The following is a 17,318-nucleotide window of genomic DNA, read 5'->3' as shown; positions in this document are numbered from 1 at the left end:
GACCAGAGCGCCTCTCGGTCGGTTGATCGAGAGCGCCTGCGACGCCCACCGGTGGGACGCCCATCGTCCCACCGGTGGCGACCGCTTTGCCGATCTCAAGGAGCTGATCCAGCGCGTCCGCCCGCATTTCGCGGCTGCCGGGATCACCCGCGTCGCCGAGGTAACCGGTCTCGACCGCATCGGCATTCCGGTGGCGCTGGCGGTGCGGCCGAACTCGCGCTCGCTCTCGGTCGCCCAAGGCAAGGGCGTGCAGAAGGACGAAGCCTTCATCTCCGCCGTGATGGAGGCGCTGGAACTCGCGACCGCGGAACGGCTGCCGGACTCGCTCAAATGGGCGAGCCTCGCCGAGATGACGCAGGCGAAAGCGCCGGTCATGGCGCTCGACATCTCGACCCGCTGCCGGCTCGACCGGCTCAACCGCAACCAGGCTTTGGCCTGGGTGCAGGGCTACGACCTGACCGCCGATTGCGTGGTGAACGTGCCCTGGTCGCTGGTCGGCGCCGATTATCGGCCGGACCCGCCGGGCTTCCACGGCGCCTTCCAGGTCTCGACCGACGGCCTCGCCTCCGGCTTCGACTATCGGTCCGCGATCTTCCACGGACTTTGCGAGCTGATCGAGCGCGATGCCTCGGCGCTGCTGGAGCTGATGTCGACCGCGGAGCTCAGCAGGCGCGTGACCCGCATCGGCGCCAATGACGGATTGGACGCGCTGCAGTTCGAGCAGCGGATCCGCGCGGCCGGCTTCGATCTCACCCTGCTCGACATGACCAGCGACATCGGCCTGACGGCGATCACCGCGATCGTGACCGACAGCGCTATGGCCCATGCGCCGCAGGTGCCGCGCTATGCGCATTCCGCGGGCGCCGCCTGTCATGCCAGCCGGGGCCAGGCGATCGTAAAGGCCATCGCCGAGGCGGCGCAGTCGCGCATCACCCGCATCACCGGCTCGCGCGACGATCTCTTCCCGGAGATGTACCAGGAGGCGGAGGGCGCCGAGCGCAAGGCGATCGTCGAGTTGCTCGCCTTCATCGATCCGGCCGTGACGCCGATGCCGGCGCGGCCGGCGCCGGATCTCTCCGGCGGCATCCGCGCGCTGGTGGCGCTGTTGCAGAAGCGCGGCATCGAGCAGGTGATCGCCGTGCCGCTGAAGAACGATTTCGGCATCACGGTGGTGCGGATGATCGTGCCCGGCCTGCAGACCGAGCTCAGCGGGCCGCGCTCCAAGCTCGGCGTGCGGGCGCTGGCCACCTTGATCGGCAGGCTGCATTGAAGATCATCTTTGTGGGCCCCAGCCTGCATCGGGATCTTGCATTCCTTCGCAGGCGCCAGGACGACATCATCTGGGCGGGACCCGCCCGCTGTGGCGATATCGCGCGCGCCGCGCGGAGCGGGGTAACAGCGATCGCCCTGGTGGACGGGCTGTTCGACCAGAGTGCGGCGCCCTGGCACAAGGAAGTGCTCTACGCGCTCTCGCTCGGGCTGCCGGTGGCGGGCGGCGCCAGCATGGGCGCGCTGCGCGCCGCCGAATGCGCGGCCTTCGGCATGACCGGCATTGGAACGATCTACCGGCGCTACGCGGCCGGCGAGATCGTCGACGACGCCGAGGTGGCGCAACTGCATGCCCCGGAAGAGCTCAACTATCTCCCGCTCACCGAACCCATGGTCAATGTCGAGCCGACCTTGTCGCTGCTCGACCGCCAGCGCGCGGTGAGTCCGGCGGCGGTGCAGAGCCTCGCCGCGGCGGCCCGGCAGATCCACTATTCGGAACGGACCTATGCCGAGATGGTCCGCCGCAGCGCCGACCTCGATCCCGAGGAGGCGCAGACCGCCGGCGAATGGCTGCAGAGCAACGCGATCGACCAGAAGCGGATCGACGCGCTGGAGGTGCTGGACTGGCTGCAGGCCCAGCCCGATCGCGAGCCGAGCCCGGCTCATGCCTGGGATTTCCAGGAGACGACGCAGTGGATGCATTTGCTCCACGCGGTGAAGAGCGAGTGACGATGACCCTGAAGCTGCGCCATTTCACGCGACGTCCCGAAGCGACCGGCTCCGCGCGGCGCCTGCCATCGGCAAAGCCCGCGCCGACACCCTGTTCCGGTGACGGCGAACGCGCGCTGCTGTCGACGTCGCATGGACGCATCCGGCATGTCTTCCTGGTGGCGACGCGGCGCATGCCGGGCTTCGACGAAGGCATGCTGCAGCGGCTGCTCAATCTTTCCGGAGGCTTCGACCGCATCTCGCTCGCGGTGCATGACGGCGAGGCCGAGGGCTTCCGCGCGCTGGCGGAGAGTCTCGGCCTCGGCGCCAAGACCGAGATCATCGAGGCGCCGGCTGGCGCGGCGCTCTGGCCCTGGGCGCAGGATCGCGTGGCGGTGTTCCACAACGACGCCGGCGTGCAGGTGATGGAATGCGCCGATGGCGACGACTACACCGGGGCCGCCGCCGCGCAGGCCCTGGGCGGCGCCGGCCGCGCCGGCCTGGACCTGCCGCAGCCCGGCGGCAACGTCCTGGTCGACGGCAAGACCTGCTTCGTCGGCGCCGATTTCGGCGAGAATCGGATCGATACCCGGCGCGCCATCGAGGTCATCGCCTGCCAGCCGCTGCAGCGTCGCGGGCCCACGCGGTTCGAGATGACCCCCGGCGACCTGAGCTGGCGCGAGGATATCGACCGCAGCATCGCTTCCGACGGATCGCGCCAGCCGGTCTTTCATCTCGACATGTTCATGACCCTGGCCGGCACGACGCCGGAGGGCATGCCGCGCATCCTGCTCGGTGATCCGGTCTGGGCCAGCACGCTGATCGGCCTGCCGCTGCCGGAGGGGTTCCCGATCAAGGCCTTCGACCAGATCGACTACGGCCTGCGGCTGCGCGGCTACGAGGTACTGCGCAATCCGCTGCCCTTCATCTATTTCGACGATCCCGACGCGAGGCTGCGCGAATGGTTCTACGCCTCGGCCAACAATTGCTGGGTCGAGTGTATCGAGGATCATGTCGGCTGCCGCGTGTTCCTCCCGGAATACGGCTTTGGCGCCTGGGCGGCGCTGAAGGCCTGCGATGATGCCAATGCCGCGATCTGGGAGGGCCTCGGCTTCGAGGTGATCCGCGGCGGCGATTTCCTGCCGCTCGCCGACCAGCTGGGCTCCCTCAACTGCGTGACCCGGATCCTCGAACGCGCCTAGCGGACACGGACGCCCTCGAGGGTGACAAGAGGGCCAAGGCCTTGATGGCGAAGGCGATTGTCTCATTCCGGGCTCGACTCCTGCTCAGTTCCGTCCGGGTCCTGTCCGGGTTGGCGCGGGCGGTTGTGACTCTGTCTGCGTCCCGTCTGGGTTGGCGCCAGGAGTGGCGATTCCGTCCGGGTCCTGTCCGGGTTGGCGCGGGCGGCGTTCACTCTGTCTGTGTCCCGTCTGCGCTGGCGCCGGGAGTGACGATTCCGTCCGGGTCCTGTCCGGATTGGCGCGGGCGGCGTTCACTCTGTCTGTGTCCGGTCTGCGTTGGAATGGCCCAGACCTCATCCTTCGCGAGTTCGCACTGCGTCGGCGCGCAACCACGCCGGCGGGGTACCGCTCGCTTTCGATTGGCCGAAGGAAAACGCGGGCCCCGCAATGCCGGAAAATACCGTTGCGTCGCGGGGCAGAAGTGCAGCCGCTGTTCACAGCCACTGCGCGAAGAACTATAGTTCATTATTCGTTCCAAGACAAGCAGCAAGCCGGGCGATGGGGTGCATTCATGGAGGCCGTTCCTGTCTTCTGCGTCGCGTCGATAGAATTCACGTTACCCACCATTGGTGCTCTGCGGGATTCTCTGTCGGAGGAAGAGGATGATGAGTGCTCGCGTGCCAGCGCTGGACCCTTCGGCGGTCGAACACGAGATCCATGAGCGCGCCGCTGCGGCGAAAATTCGCCTGAGATTTGATAAATCCGTCCAGCGGCTGCTCGAGGGTGTGAAGGCGGACCTCGGTGCGGTCATACCCGACGGCCAGGCGATCCTCTTCACCGTCACGGCGCCGATAAGGCGCCGGGCGAAGACGGCGGCGGCCATCGCGGACTTGGTGCGCGGCGGTCTCCCCGGCGGCGAGATCCGCAGCACGATCGAAGAGAACCGCGTGCAGATCCGCCGCGTGGCGAAGGTTCCCGCGGGCAGGCCGAAAGTCCTCGGCTTCGTGCATAACCCGGAATCCGACGCGGACGCCCTGTTGGCGCTCGCCGAGGACATCTGCTCCGGCGGGGTTAGCCGTGCCCGGCGTCGGACACCCGGGCGTTAGAGTCTTGCTGCGCCTGCGTGGCCGCCCTCGTCACAGTCCGCGTCGGCCAAGGATACTCGCGATTTCTTGGGCGAGAGCCGGATCAGGTTGCGGTTCATCAGAGACCTTAAGGATCGAGGAGACGGCGTTGTCCATGAATTTTGCTATGATCATGTTTGCATAACGACCTGGCCCCAGCTCGGTAACGAGGCCCTGATATTGTACGTGCTCATAGAAACGCCACGTTCCAGCACTGACAATAATCGACGAAGCTTCGTCGTTGAAGTTGGAACCAGGCCATTTTCCTGGCACTCCCCGCAAATCCGGAATGCTATCGATGAAGCCCGCGATGTGGCCGTCGAAGTTCTCATCCCAAAAAATTGTGCATGATGGTTTGACGGGCATTTGCTTCCCCTGTCCTTCTCGATGCTTACTAGAACTCTACCACTATAAGACGAATATGAAATCTGTAAAATCCTGGTGAAGGCTGGGAATTGTTGGGAGTATTCAATGTACTCCGGAGCAATGCCGGAGGAGTGCGAGTGCAGTTTCATCGTCGTTGCCGGGCTTGGTCCGGCAATCTCGCGCCGAATGGAACCAGATGCCCGGGTCAAGCCCGGGCAAGACTATGGAGGTCCAGCGCTTCAATGCACCGCGGCGTACATGATCTTTTCCTCGGTCGCATCGTCGGGGGCGAATTCCTCGACGATGCGGCCCTGGCGGCAGACCAGGATGCGGTCGGAGAGATTCATGATCTCCGGCAGGTAGGATGAGATCACGATCACCGCCAGGCCCTCGTCGGCCAGGCGGTTGATCAATTGGTGGATCTCGGCGATGGCGCCGACATCGACGCCGCGGGTGGGCTCGTCGAAGATCACGATCCTGGGCTTCTGGATCAGACCCTTGCCGATCACCACCTTCTGCTGGTTGCCGCCGGAGAGCTCGACCACCCGCGCGTTGTCGTTGATCGCCTTGACGTTGAGCCGGCCGCTCCATTCCTTCGAGAGCGCGTGCATCTCGCGCAAACTGATGTATTTCCGCTGCTCGAGATTCGCGGCCAGCAGGCCGGAATAGAGGTTCTCGGCGATCGACATGGTCTCGAAGAAGCCCTCGGCCTTGCGGTCCTCGGTCACGTAGACGATGCCGTCCTTGACCGCCTCGCGCGGCACGTAGTAGCGCACGGGCCGGCCGTCGAGCTCGATGGTGCCGCCGGCGAAGAAGTCGCGTTTGTAGATGCCGGAGACCACCTTGAAAGTCTCGGTGCGGCCGGAGCCGATCAGGCCGAAGACGCCGGTGATCTGGCCCTCGTAGATCGAGAAGGAGTTGTTGCGGACCTGCGCGCCCATCGAGATGTCCTGCACCGAGAGCACGCGGTTGCCGGGCTTGCGGATCTCCTCGGCGGTCCGTTTTTTGTTGTAGATCTCGCCGGACAAGGTGCGGCCGACCATGGCGCGCACGATCTTCTCGCGGTCGAAGGCCTTGGCCGCGTCGGTCACCACCAGCTCGCCATCGCGCAGAATCGTGATGCGATCGGCATGGGCCAGCGCTTCTTCCAGCGCATGGCTGATGAAGACGATGGAGACGCCGCGCCGCTTCAAGCGGTGCATCAGGGAGAAGAAATGCCGCTTCTCTTCCGGTGTCAGCGAGGCGGTCGGCTCGTCGAAGATGATGACCTCGGCATTGTGGTGGACGGCGCGGGCGATCTCCACCATCTGCTTCTTGGCGGCGCCGAGCGTCGAGACGATGGCGGTCGGATCGACCGGGAAGTTCAGCGACTGCAGGAATTGCTGGGCCGAGATGTAGATGCCCCGCAGCCGGTTCAGCAGCTTCTCGCTGCCGAGATAGAGGTTCTGCGCGACGGTCATCGAGGGCACCAGGCTGGTTTCCTGGAACACCATGGCGATGCCGGCCTCCAGCGCCTCGAACGGGGTCTGGAAGGAGACCTCCCTGCCGTGCCAGGTCATGGTTCCGCTTGAAGCGGTGACCACGCCGGCCATCACCTTGGTGAGAGTCGACTTGCCGGCGCCGTTCTCGCCCAGGAGCGCGTGGATCTCGCCCTTCTTGAGGTCGAAGTCGACCTCCTTCACCGCCGGCACGCCGCGATAGAGCTTGCTGATCTTCTTCATCTCGACGAGGGGCGCGTCGGCCGCCGCGGTATCGGGGGTGGTTTCGCGCATCACAAAATCTCCAGGATGGCGTGGCCGCCCTTCGACGCGGCGAAGACCCGGCCCTTGACCTCGGCCACCGAGGTGATGCCGTGGCGCCGGCCGTTGGCGCGGCTGTGGAAGCTCGCGACCGGGCGGAGCTGCGCGTCGAGTTTCACCACCAATCCGTAGGAGCGCGAGGGCGACCAGGGCTTGTGGATGCCCATGGTCTTGACGCCGCCGCATTGCAGCGGCTCCAGGAAGTTGCCGCCGGAGGCGAGCGCCGGGGCGATCCAGTATTCCCGCGGCACCTCGCGCATCATCTGTTCGCGATAGGCGTCTTCCATCAGGGTGAACTCGATCAGCCGGTTGCGCGGCGCGAACAGGGCCAGCCAGACCCCCCCGTCGCTTGCCGGTGCCAGCTTCGCCGGATAGCCCGGCAGCTTTTCCAGGATCGGCTTCTGCGCGCCGCTGGGGGCGAGACGGACCACGCGGTGCTGCCAGGCCTCGGCGACGATCACGCTGTCGCGGTCGGCCAGCAGGCCGTTGGGGAAGGCGAGGCCCTGCACAATCATCTTGGCGCTGCCGCACCCCGTGGGCATCTTGGCGCTGCCGCCCCCATCGAGATCCAGGCGCCAGACCGAGCCGAAGGCGTTCTTGCTCATGAGATCGACCGCCCAGTCCGACGGCCGGTGCCGCGCCGAGCCCTGCGCGACATAGAGCGCGCCGGACTGGTCGAAGGCGAGCGCCGTGGGGCAGGCGAGGTTGGCGGTGGCGGGGAGGTCGCGCGGGTTCCCCTCGCGCGGCATCAGGCCGAGCTCGCCGTTGTCGAGACCGATCGCGATATCGCCCGCCGGCGAGACCGCAAGGGCGGTGACGGCGGCATCGAAGCCGTGCAGCTCCTCGACTTTGCCGTCTTCGAGCGCGAAGACCCGGTCATGCGACGAGAAGATCAACCGCTCCCCATCGCTGCAGAGATTGTCCGGCGCGTCGATTTCGAGCGCGATGGCTGCATCGTCCAGCGCGGTGTTGGGCTTCAGCGCGCCGTCCATCGGCGGGATGGTGACGGCCTTGCCGCGGAAGATGTCGAGGATGGGGTCGAAGATCATTTCTTCTCCCCCCAATAGGCGACGGGCGCGGTCCAGTTCGGATCGGCGCCGGGAATCTGGTAGCGGCCCACGCGATTGTTGAGGATGCCGCCGATATAGAGCCAGCCCTTATGCTCCCGCATCGAGGTGACCATCGGGTGCGAGACGCCGGTGAGGTCCCCGAGGGTCGCGACGATCTTGCCGGTCTCGTCGAATTTCACAACGCCGCCGGTGTTGATGTTGGGGAAGAGCCAGTCGTCCATCGGCAGGTTGCGGGTCATTCGCTTGCGCATGCCGGGATGGCGCAGGGCGAGGTCGAAGGTCGGCGTGCGCATGCCGAGCCACGCCATCCAATAGGTGCCGTCGGAGGCGCGGTTGATGTTGTCGGGATAGCCCGGCATGTCCTTGATCACGCATTCGAGCGTGCCGGCCTTCGGCCCGTCGAACCAGTAGCGGTGCACCGAGCAGGCCCAGCTCTCTGCCAGGAACAGCGACTTGCCGTCATGCGCCATGCAGACGCCGTTGGCGTAGCGCAGCTTCTCCAGCACCGTCGTGGTCTTCTGCGTGCGCGGGTCGTAGCAGAGCAGGCGGCCGGTGGGCCGCGCCTCGATCGAATCCAGCGCCCATTCATGGGCGTCGTAGCGGGTGGTGGAATCGGTGAAGAAGATCCGCCCGTCCGGCGCCACGTCGCAGTCGTTGGGATCGCGCAGCCGCGCGTCGTCCACGACCGAAGTCCAGCTGCGCCTGGTCTCGGCCGAGAGCCGGGTCACCTGGCGGTCGGGCGAGATCGAATAGAGGCCCATGGCGCCGACGCAGGAGAGCAGATTGCCGGCGGGGTCGAACGCCAAGCCCAAGGGGAAGCCGCCGGTATGGGCGAAGACCTCGGAGCGCTTATAGTCGGGGGCGAAGAAGCGGATGATCTCGCCGTGCCTGGTGCCGCAATAGAGATGGTCGTCGCGGTCGAGGATCACGTCCTCCGGGCCCTCGAGCTCGCCGAGGCCGATATACTCGGTCTTCGAGATCTCGTTGTTGAGGGCATAGGGGCTGTCCGAGCCGGGCAGGGCGGAGTGCGCGTCGTCCATGCGGAAATGGATCGGCGTGACGTAGACCTCGTCCAGCACCTTGTGCCGGTTCTTCAGCCAGCGGATGTCGAGCACCACCGCCGCCGCCAGCATCAGGCCCAGCACCATCTGGTTGGTCCCGGTGCCGAAGCCCAGACGAATGAGACCGTTCGACATCACCAGCACGATGATGGCCCCCATCACGCCCTTGACGATCGAGCCGCGCCCGCCGCCCAGGCTGTTGCCGCCGACCACCGCGGCGGTCAGGGCCATGATCTCCAGGCCGAAGCCGCTGCCGGGGCCGGCACCCTGCAGCCGCGCCGCGCTCAGGAAGCCGGCGAGGCCGCAGCAGAGCCCGGAGACGACATAGGTGATGAAGACCGTGCGCTTCACGCGTATCCCGGCATTGTAGGCCGAGCGCCGCGAGCCTCCGACCGCCAGCATGTGCCAGCCGATCCGCGAGCGCGTCATCACGATATGCGCGACGATGGCGATGACGACGGCGGTGGCGACGGCGATCGAGGGGCCGTTGGCCTTCATGCCGAAGATGGTGCCGTCGCCGATGAAGTCCCAGAGATCGGACATCGCCATCGACATCTGGATCTGGGTGCCGTAGTCGATCACCAGGATGTCGAAGATCGCGCGGCCGATGATCAGGGTCACCAGCGTGGTGAGGAAGGCCCTGAGCCGCATATAGCCGACCAGGTAGCCGTTGATGCAGCCGAAAGCCAAGCCGACGCCCATCGCCGCGGCGAAGGCGACCCAGACCGGCTGTTCCAGGATGTAGAAGCTGCCGACCGCGGCGAACATCGAGAGCGCGAAGATCGAGCCGACCGAGAGGTCGATGCCGCCGCCGAGGATGACGATGACGAGGCCAGTGACGACGATCGAGAATTCGCCGAGCTGGCGGGTGGAATCGGTGAGTGACGCGGGCTTAAAGAAGCCGGAGATGGCGGAGCCGAAGACCGCGACCGTGATGACCAGCGCGGTGAACGGAATCGCATTATCCGTCCAGCGCTTGGTGAGGATCTCGCCGATCAGATGATCGGGGATGTAGTTGTAGCGCAGGCGCAGCGCCCGCTCACGCAAGGTCATCGGAAGGCTCGGTGGTCCTGGGGATTCTCAGTTTGTGGCACCCCCACCCCAGCCCTCCCCCGACTTCGGGGCAGGGTTGGGTGGGGGTGCGTCACAATGACTCTCTAATGCGACACTCCGGTCAGAACTGGCCGGCCTGCAGGGACTTCACGTCCCAGCAGGTGCCGGGCTTCAGGTCCTCTTTAAACCAGGCCTTTTCCAGCGTGTAGATGTAGGTCGCCGAGGTGCCCGCCGGCTGCTTGCTCTGGATCAGGTACTTGATGATCGCGTTCATGTCGCGCGACTGGCCGGCGAGGTCGGTCATGACGATCGCCGTGAAGGTGCCGTCCTCGATCGACTTGCAGGCGAGGCTTTCGCCGCCGCCGGTGGTGATCAGGTGCACCTTGCCGTCGAGCTTGGCGTCCTTGATCGCGGCCGAGGCCCCGGTCGCGTCGCCATCCCAGAAGTCGATGATGGCGCAGATGTCCGGGTTCTGCTGCAGCATGGTGGCGGTCACCGTGCGCGAGGTGGTCGGGTCCCAGTTCGAGAACGGCTCGGCCACGATCTTGAAGTCGGGATGCTTGGCCAGCACCTTCTTGATGCCGTTGGCCTGGAAGATCGACGAGGCATTGGCGGCATCGCCCTGCACCAGGCCGATCTTCTTCGACGAGTTGTCGCCGCAGGCCTTGACCGCCGCTTCGGCCTCGAGCTGGCCGAGGCGATCCCAGTCGCTGCCGATGAAGGCGTCGGCCGGGAAGTTCATCGGGTTGTCGATCAGGATGACGTAGATGCCTTCGCTCTGCGCCTTCTTCAGGAGGCGCGAGAAGGTGTTGAGGTCGGGCGAGTGGATCACCAGCACGTCGGGTTTCGGATCCGAGGAGATCACCTCGGTGATCGCCTGAGTCGCCGCCTCGGTGCTCCAGTTCGGGTCGCGGGTCTCGAACACGCCGCCCCAGCCCTCGACCTCCTTCTTGAGATACGCGGCCCAGCCCTGCGCGAGGTCGAAGCCCATCGCCATCGGGATCAGCACGACGCGCTTGCCCTTCATCGCTGCCTCATAGGCGGCCGGGCCCGGGTCGGTCGCTTCCTGCGCTTGGGCGACGCCGACGGCGCCCAGCACCGTCATGGCCGCGGCGGCCAGCATGGCTTTCATCTTCATGGTCAGGTCCTTCCTCTCTGTCGTGGTGGTTTCGCGTTCTTGATGCACTCAGATATCGCCCTGCTGCGCGGTCTGCTCGTCGCGCGGGTTCAGCAGCCCGTCGACCACGATGGCGACCAGCAGCACCAGGGACTTGATCAGGTTCTGGTAGATGTTGGAGATGTCGAGGATGGTCATGGCGTTCTGCATGATGCCGATCAGCAGCGCGCCGACCACGACGTTGCGCATGGCGCCGCGGCCGCCGGACAGCCCGATGCCGCCGATCACCACCACCAGGATCACGTCGTAGAGCAGGTTGGAGTTGACCACCCGCACATTGATGCTCTGCAGGCTCGAGGCGGTGAGCACGCCGGCGGCAAAGGCGGTGAAGGCGGAGATCACGTAGCGCAGCACCGTCATCGGCCGCACCGGCACGCCCATGTTGCGCGCCGCCATCGGGTTGTCGCCCTCGAGATAGACGTAGCGGCCCCATTTCGAGAAGCGCAGGAACAGGAAGGCGACGAAGACCGCGGCGGCGAAGGAGAAGACCTCGACCGGAATCTCGGCGAGATGGATCTGCTGCAGGCCGAGGATCCAGTTCTCGGCCGGAACCGCGGTCGCGTCCTGCATGATCAGCTGCGAGCGGGCGAAGCCGTAGACGAAGTAGCCGCTGGCCAGGGTCACGAAGATCGCCGGCACGTCGGCATAGGCGACCAGGAAGCCGTTGATGAGCCCGATCGCCAGCACGCCGCCCAGCGCCCAGGCGAGCGCAATGCCGGGCGCGACGCCGCTCTGCAGCATCTGCAGATACCAGGCGACCGACATCGCCATCACCGCGACCGCGGAGAGGTCGATGCCGCGGCCGATGATCACGATGCCCATGCCGACCGCAAGGATGCCGAGCACCGAGACGCTGCGCACCATGGCGATCAGGTTGCCGGGCTGCAGGAAGCCGTTCAGCGTGAGGCCGGCGACGACGAACAGCGCCGCCGCCAGCAGGAAGACGATGACTTCCTGGCTGAGATTCCCGAAAACCTTGGACATATTCATTATTCGCCGCCCCGTGTCGGCGGGTAGTGAACAACGAAACCGCCCAGTGAACAAGGCCTTGCCACCTCTGCATAAAAAGGAGAGGGGGCGGGATCGGCGAAGGGCGGGGGCGAACCATTCATGAGACCACTTACAACCGCCTGCAAAGGGGGTAAGATTTCCTCAAACCGCCGCGCTTCGCCTCAGTCAGCCGCGCGGCTGCCAATAATAGGGAGTGCCTGCCATGTCCGTGCTGATCAAAGGTGGAACCGTCGTCACCGCCGAACAGATGTTCCGGGCCGACGTCCTCTGCGAGAACGGCAAGATCAAGGCCGTGGGCGAGAATCTCGCCGCGCCGAGTGGAGCCCAGGTGGTCGATGCCGGCGGCCAATACGTGATGCCGGGCGGAATCGATCCCCATACCCATATGCAGCTGCCCTTCATGGGCACCGTCGCCAGCGAGGATTTCTTCACCGGAACCGCGGCGGGCCTTGCCGGCGGCACGACCATGATCATCGATTTCGTGATCCCCTCGCCGAACACCTCGCTGATGTCGGCCTATAAGGAATGGCGGAGCTGGGCCGAGAAGTCCTGCGCCGACTATTCCTTCCATGTCGCCGTCACCTGGTGGAGCGACCAGGTCTATGAGGACATGGGCACGCTCGCCAAGGAACACGGCGTCAACTCGTTCAAGCATTTCATGGCTTATAAGAACGCCATCATGGTGCCGGACGAAAATCTGGTGAAGAGCTTCTCGCGCTGCCTTGAGCTGGGCGCCATCCCGACGGTGCATGCCGAGAACGGCGAGCTGGTGTTCCATCTGCAGAACGAGCTGGTGAAGAAGGGCATCACCGGGCCCGAGGGCCATCCGATGTCGCGCCCGCCCGAAGTCGAGGGCGAGGCCGCCAACCGCGCGATCCGCGTCGCCCAGGTGATCGGCAACCCGCTCTACATCGTGCACAATTCCTGCAAGGAGGCGGTCGAGGCGATCACCCGCGCCCGCAACGAGGGCCAGCGGGTCTATGGCGAGGTGCTGGCCGGGCATCTGCTGATCGACGATTCCGTCTATCGCAACCCGGACTGGAACTTCGCCGCGGCGCATGTGATGAGCCCGCCGTTCCGGCCGAAGGAGAACCAGGAGATCCTGTGGCGCGCGCTGCAGTCCGGCAACCTGCAGACCACGGCCACCGACCACTGCTGCTTCTGCGCCGATCAAAAGGCGATGGGCCGCGACAACTTCACCAAGATCCCGAACGGCACCGGCGGCGTCGAGGACCGGATGTCGGTGCTCTGGCATCACGGCGTCGGCACCGGCCGCCTGACGCCGATGGAGTTCGTGCGCGTGACCTCGGCCAACGCGGCGCAGATCTTCAACATCTACCCGCGCAAGGGCTCGGTCAGCGTCGGCGCCGATGCCGATCTCGTGGTCTGGGACCCGAAAGCCAGCCGCACCATCTCGGCCAAGACCCATCACCAGAAGGTCGACTTCAACATCTTCGAAGGCATGACGGTCACCGGCATCAACACCGTCACCATCGCCGCCGGCAAGGTGGTCTGGGAGAAGGGCGAGCTCAAGGTGGAGAAGGGCGCCGGCAAGTATGTGGACCGGCCGTGCTATCCGGCGGTGTTCGACGCGGTGAAGAAGCGCAACGACGCCCGCCAACCGCGCGCGGTGCCGCGAAAGGCCGCGCAGTAGAGGCGGCGCCGGCTCGGGGGAGCGGCCGTCTTGTTCGGGGGAGAACGTCGGCGCGTCGCCTTTGCTTCGGGCGCAGCCCCGGAACGTGTTCCGGAGAATGCGCTGATCGAATGCATGGACGGCGCCTTCGCGAAGCTGCCGGCGCTGGTGCAGCAGGCCCATCACGGCACCATTAGGATGTCCGGCAGCGCGAAGGTGGAGCGGGGCAAGGGCCTGGGCGGCTTGATCGCCGCCATCCTGGGTCTGCCGAAATCCAATCCCAAGGCCGACCTTGTCGTCACCGCCTGGCACTTCCCCGACCAGATCGTCTGGTCCCGGAGCTTCGACGGCCGAGCCTTCGAAAGCACGTTCAAGCGCGACGAGGATTTCCTGGTCGAGCAGATGGGGCCGTTCTCGCTCTATCTCCAACCGATGTGCGAGGGTGGAAGGCTGGTTTATCGCCTGATCTCGACGCAGATCGGCCCGATCGCGCTGCCGCGCTTCCTGGCGCCGTCGATGACGGCGTGGGAGAGCGAGCGGGACGGCAAGTATGCGTTCGAAGTGTCAGTCGGTCTGCCGCTCCTGGGACGACTGGTGCGTTACTCAGGACAACTGGAAATCGAGCGGCTATCGGAGTAAGATTGCCGCGGTTCGTTCTCGAATTGCGGTGTAAAATGCGATTGGGTAAGGCTTCAATCATCAAGCCGGCAAAGCACGCTTCCCTGTTCACCTTGCTCATGCTGGTGGTCGGGTTGCTCATGGACGGCGAATACAAAAGGTTGTTGATGGCCGGTGGGGCCGGCCTGATTCTGCTGGCGGGTGGCCTCGTCGCCGAGTGGATCCGCCCGACCCTAAGCCGCGATGCGGCTCGTTAGTAGCCTGTCGATAACGTAACCGTCAGTAGCATGATTGCGAACACCAAAGGCAAGCGCTTCCGCGCGACGCTGTTCCTGCGGGAGAAGGTGGAGATCGACCTAAAAGCTCCACTGGTCGCGCAGATTGAGGAGTTGGTCCCCGAGTTCAAGGGCAAGATCCTCAACCTCGGCCTCTATGAAAACATCCGGACCTACGGCATCCAGGTGCTGGATGTCACGGTGACGGTCTCCTTCAGCACCGGGCCTAAGCCGCTGGAGGAGTTCGGAGCCGCCGCCGCTTCGGTCGCGGCTTGGCCCGGTGCCGCTAGCGAGATCGTCGATCACAAAGCCGTGGCGGTGATCTCCCATTCCGCCGATTTCGAAGGCGTCACCGCGGTCCGCAAGGTCGCGAAATACGTCAGCATCATCAGCGTCGTGGTGGCGCGGCTTCTGCCGGCCATCGGCCTGCACTTCGCTCCATCCGGCGCGATGCTCTCGATGCGTATGATCGAGGAGTTGGCCGACGAAGATCTTCCTCTTGCACTTTGGTTCAGGCTCTCCTGGTTTCATGGGGACTCCGATCCGGGTGGGCAGCCACTCACCGGCGTGACTGTGCGCGGCCTCGAACCCTTCATCGGCTGGGAGCTCGAAGTCTTGCCTTGCGCGCATGACGCGCTGGTCCTGGAAGAAGCCATTTCGAAACTCTGCCTTTCTGTGTTCAGCGCCGGCATCGGTTCGTTGAGATATGCCGAGGACACCGTGCGGCTGACGGACGAAATCGAAATGCCGATCCGGCATGGCATGAGCCAAAACGTCCCGAACCTGCCTGTGCTGCAGTTGGGTGGGCTTGCCGAAGCCGACCGGATTACCGAGGACATCGGCGCACAACCTTGGCGCCGCTTTGGCCCTGACGCTACGCTCTCAGGAATCGCGAAATGGCTGACCGATAACATTGAGGCGATCGACGACGTCTTCTCGATCCCCGAGGTGACACATATTCGACTGGGAGAGTCTCTGTCCCGGGAACATCCGCATGTCGAGCACGAAGGCACGACGCCGGTAATGGGGATCGCGTTCCAATCGTGTCGGAACCATGGAACGCCGGGCACCCAATATCACGGTGGTGGTCCAAAGGAACGCGAGAAGCTGGTCCGCTTTGAACGCGCCTTGGGTGAAAACGCTACTAGCCTGAAGCGGCATTGTGTTCTTCGGGAAGATGTCTTCTTCATCGAGTTGCTGGATCTCACCATCTGGCAAGGCGGCGTAGCACTGGGCATGGTCCGCTATCCCGGCATGAATGGCTTCGGCGAGGCGCCGGACCGCGAATTGGCCGGCCAGTACTTCACCTGGATCAGGCGCGGGAACCGATACATCCCGCAAAGCCTGGAAATCCGGCTCTGGGGCATCTACATCCCGGACTTCATCCGCGAAGGTCAAGACGAGCTGCAAGCGATTGCCCGTGATCCCAAGACCCTGCTGGAGAGCCATGAAATCTTGCCGGGCCGCGAGACCGGCTACGTCGCGCTCTATCAGATGCAGCGATCGCCCACGCGCATCGAATGGGGCACGGAACATGTCTCGGCTTTCTATGACGGCGAGAATCTTGAGCTTCCGTTCCAACTTTCTTAGCCCGCGGCAATCGACATGGCATGGATGATCAAGAACGTATTCTGCCAGGACGAGAGATACTCCCCGGCCTTCTATTTTCCCGATCAGGACGCACACCGAGCGATTTCGGCGTCAATTCGCAACGGCGCGCGGGTCGATCCCGTGCCTGTGATGGTTGCACGACGGCGCGATGACGATGACTACGTTCGAGGCGCGATTCCCGATTTTCTCACGATCGCTTCGAAACACGTCGCTTCCGAGGGGTTTAGGCAAGTCGTCGAGGAACTGGAGCCCGGTCTTCATCAATTCATTCCGGTCACGCTCTACGATCGTGGTGAGATACCGGTCGGCAAGCCATACTTCATCGTGAATGCCCTGACGATCATGGATGTACTTCTGAAGAGCGCGAGAATCGCAGAACTCCGGGCCGCAGGGATGGCTCCCAGCCGTGAGGAGCTCATTGCAAGGGGAGATTCCAGCTATGAGATGGCGGAGCGGTCCGCGGTCGAAGGACGCCATCTCTGGCGCCCGACTTTCCCGACCGACCTGTTTTTCTCAGACCAGCTTATGCTTCAGATTCGGCGGGCGCGCCTGCGGAAGCTGACGGCGTTTCATGTGTACGAGGTCTGAGCCGCCGCCTTATCGCAGCCCCAAGCCCCTGAGCACGATCTCCGTCGTCTGCTTCGCCGCCGCGTCGTAGTCGGCGGGCTTCAGCGACTTGCGGCCCAGCACCGCGGCGATCTGCACCGCGAAGTCGGCATAGGTCTGGGTTGCGGCCCAGAGCATGAAGAAGAGATGCCGCGCATCGACCGGCTGCATCTTGCCGGCCTTGACCCAGCCGTCGATCACTTTGGCCTTGCGCGCGACCCAGTCCTTCAATTCGGTTTCGAGGAATTCACCGAGCTGCGGCGCGCCGTGGATCAGTTCGTTGGCGAAGACGCGCGAGGCCAAAGGCCGGCGCCGGGCGAGGTCGATCTTCGCGGCGATGTAATGGGCGAAGGCTTCCGCCGGATCGGATTCCGGCATGATCTCGTCGGCGGTGCCGAGCCAGAGGTCGAGGATCCGCTCCATCACCCGGCGATAGAGCTCCTCCTTGGTCTTGCAGTAATAGTGCAGGTTCGGCTTCGGGATGCCGGCGCGGCGCGCGATCTCCGACATGGCGGCACCGCTGAAGCCGCGCTCGGCGAAGACCGCCTCGGCGGCGGCCAGGATCTTCGCCTCGATCCTCGCGCGGGCCTGTTCGCGCGGGCCTGCTCCCGCGGTTTCGCCGTCGCCGGCGGGCTTAGGGGCCGAGTCCATCCATCCTCCCATGCTGGCCGGCGCTTGGCAGGCCGCGCGGCCTTGGCTGTTGGCCGCCATTCTAGCGCATTCCGCGCACCCCCGCGAATAAAACTTGATCGATCG

16 protein-coding genes are annotated in these 17,318 nt (G+C 64.9%); 9 read left to right on the top strand and 7 right to left on the bottom strand.

Going from position 1 to position 17,318, the window contains the following annotated elements; translation table 11 throughout:
• Positions 1-22: 22 nt before the first annotated feature.
• The 4 genes from ACYQ4T_RS09420 to ACYQ4T_RS09405 all read left to right on the top strand — a co-directional run bounded on the left by ACYQ4T_RS09420 (position 23) and on the right by ACYQ4T_RS09405 (position 4,264).
• Positions 23-1,270, top strand: coding sequence for a YcaO-like family protein (locus ACYQ4T_RS09420; protein ID WP_459852979.1), 1,248 nt, complete (start codon positions 23-25; stop codon positions 1,268-1,270).
• The gene (locus ACYQ4T_RS09415) at positions 1,267-1,998 is read left to right on the top strand and encodes a TfuA-like protein (RefSeq protein WP_459852977.1); all 732 of its coding nucleotides are present in this window, start codon (positions 1,267-1,269) and stop codon (positions 1,996-1,998) included. Before ACYQ4T_RS09420 ends, ACYQ4T_RS09415 begins: the two co-directional genes overlap by 4 nt.
• A gap of 2 nt (positions 1,999-2,000) precedes the next feature.
• Positions 2,001-3,179 carry a hypothetical protein gene (locus ACYQ4T_RS09410; protein WP_459852975.1) on the top strand — a complete coding sequence of 393 codons (1,179 nt, stop codon included), beginning with the start codon at positions 2,001-2,003 and terminating at the stop codon, positions 3,177-3,179.
• A gap of 641 nt (positions 3,180-3,820) precedes the next feature.
• A complete protein-coding gene (locus tag ACYQ4T_RS09405) occupies positions 3,821-4,264 on the top strand; it encodes a hypothetical protein (protein WP_459852972.1) in 444 nt (147 codons plus the stop codon).
• A 30-nt stretch (positions 4,265-4,294) separates the two neighbouring features.
• Here the strand turns inward: ACYQ4T_RS09405 and ACYQ4T_RS09400 are convergent, their stop codons facing one another.
• The 6 genes from ACYQ4T_RS09400 to ACYQ4T_RS09375 form a co-directional block, all read right to left on the bottom strand.
• Complete coding sequence (locus ACYQ4T_RS09400; protein ID WP_459852970.1) at positions 4,295-4,648, bottom strand: beta/gamma crystallin-related protein; 354 nt, start codon at positions 4,646-4,648, stop codon at positions 4,295-4,297.
• Positions 4,649-4,887: 239 nt separating this feature from the next.
• On the bottom strand, positions 4,888-6,420 hold the full coding sequence (locus tag ACYQ4T_RS09395; protein ID WP_459852967.1) for a sugar ABC transporter ATP-binding protein: 1,533 nt from the start codon (positions 6,418-6,420) through the stop codon (positions 4,888-4,890).
• Complete coding sequence (locus ACYQ4T_RS09390; RefSeq protein ID WP_459852964.1) at positions 6,420-7,496, bottom strand: NHL repeat-containing protein; 1,077 nt, start codon at positions 7,494-7,496, stop codon at positions 6,420-6,422. Before ACYQ4T_RS09390 ends, ACYQ4T_RS09395 begins: the two co-directional genes overlap by 1 nt.
• Positions 7,493-9,631, bottom strand: a complete 2,139-nt coding sequence (locus ACYQ4T_RS09385) for an ABC transporter permease (protein WP_459852962.1) — start codon at positions 9,629-9,631, stop codon at positions 7,493-7,495. Before ACYQ4T_RS09385 ends, ACYQ4T_RS09390 begins: the two co-directional genes overlap by 4 nt.
• 121 nt (positions 9,632-9,752) lie before the next feature.
• Entirely contained in the window at positions 9,753-10,769 is a 1,017-nt protein-coding gene (locus ACYQ4T_RS09380) for a sugar ABC transporter substrate-binding protein (RefSeq protein ID WP_459852959.1), read from the bottom strand.
• Positions 10,770-10,817: 48 nt separating this feature from the next.
• Positions 10,818-11,792 (bottom strand): ABC transporter permease, encoded by a 975-nt coding sequence (locus ACYQ4T_RS09375; protein ID WP_459852957.1) that lies wholly within the window; start codon positions 11,790-11,792, stop codon positions 10,818-10,820.
• A gap of 229 nt (positions 11,793-12,021) precedes the next feature.
• On the opposite strand from ACYQ4T_RS09375, the gene hydA reads away from it, so the two are divergent.
• The 5 genes from hydA to ACYQ4T_RS09350 are packed head-to-tail and all read left to right on the top strand — an operon-like array spanning position 12,022 to position 16,544.
• Positions 12,022-13,473 (top strand): dihydropyrimidinase, encoded by a 1,452-nt coding sequence (hydA, locus tag ACYQ4T_RS09370; RefSeq protein WP_459852954.1) that lies wholly within the window; start codon positions 12,022-12,024, stop codon positions 13,471-13,473.
• 30 nt (positions 13,474-13,503) lie between these two features.
• Positions 13,504-14,091 carry a DUF4166 domain-containing protein gene (locus ACYQ4T_RS09365; RefSeq protein WP_459852951.1) on the top strand — a complete coding sequence of 196 codons (588 nt, stop codon included), beginning with the start codon at positions 13,504-13,506 and terminating at the stop codon, positions 14,089-14,091.
• A 2-nt stretch (positions 14,092-14,093) separates the two neighbouring features.
• Positions 14,094-14,327, top strand: a complete 234-nt coding sequence (locus ACYQ4T_RS09360; RefSeq protein ID WP_459852949.1) for a hypothetical protein — start codon at positions 14,094-14,096, stop codon at positions 14,325-14,327.
• A gap of 30 nt (positions 14,328-14,357) precedes the next feature.
• A complete protein-coding gene (locus ACYQ4T_RS09355; RefSeq protein WP_459852947.1) occupies positions 14,358-15,935 on the top strand; it encodes a hypothetical protein in 1,578 nt (525 codons plus the stop codon).
• A 15-nt stretch (positions 15,936-15,950) separates the two neighbouring features.
• On the top strand, positions 15,951-16,544 hold the full coding sequence (locus tag ACYQ4T_RS09350) for an imm11 family protein (RefSeq protein WP_459852945.1): 594 nt from the start codon (positions 15,951-15,953) through the stop codon (positions 16,542-16,544).
• Positions 16,545-16,553: 9 nt separating this feature from the next.
• On the opposite strand, the gene ACYQ4T_RS09345 is transcribed toward ACYQ4T_RS09350, so the two are convergent.
• Complete coding sequence (locus tag ACYQ4T_RS09345; RefSeq protein WP_459852943.1) at positions 16,554-17,213, bottom strand: TetR family transcriptional regulator C-terminal domain-containing protein; 660 nt, start codon at positions 17,211-17,213, stop codon at positions 16,554-16,556.
• Positions 17,214-17,318: the final 105 nt, after the last annotated feature.

It is taken from the genome of Dongia sp. agr-C8, assembly GCF_054658695.1.
This window is presented reverse-complemented; position numbering and strand designations above follow the sequence as displayed.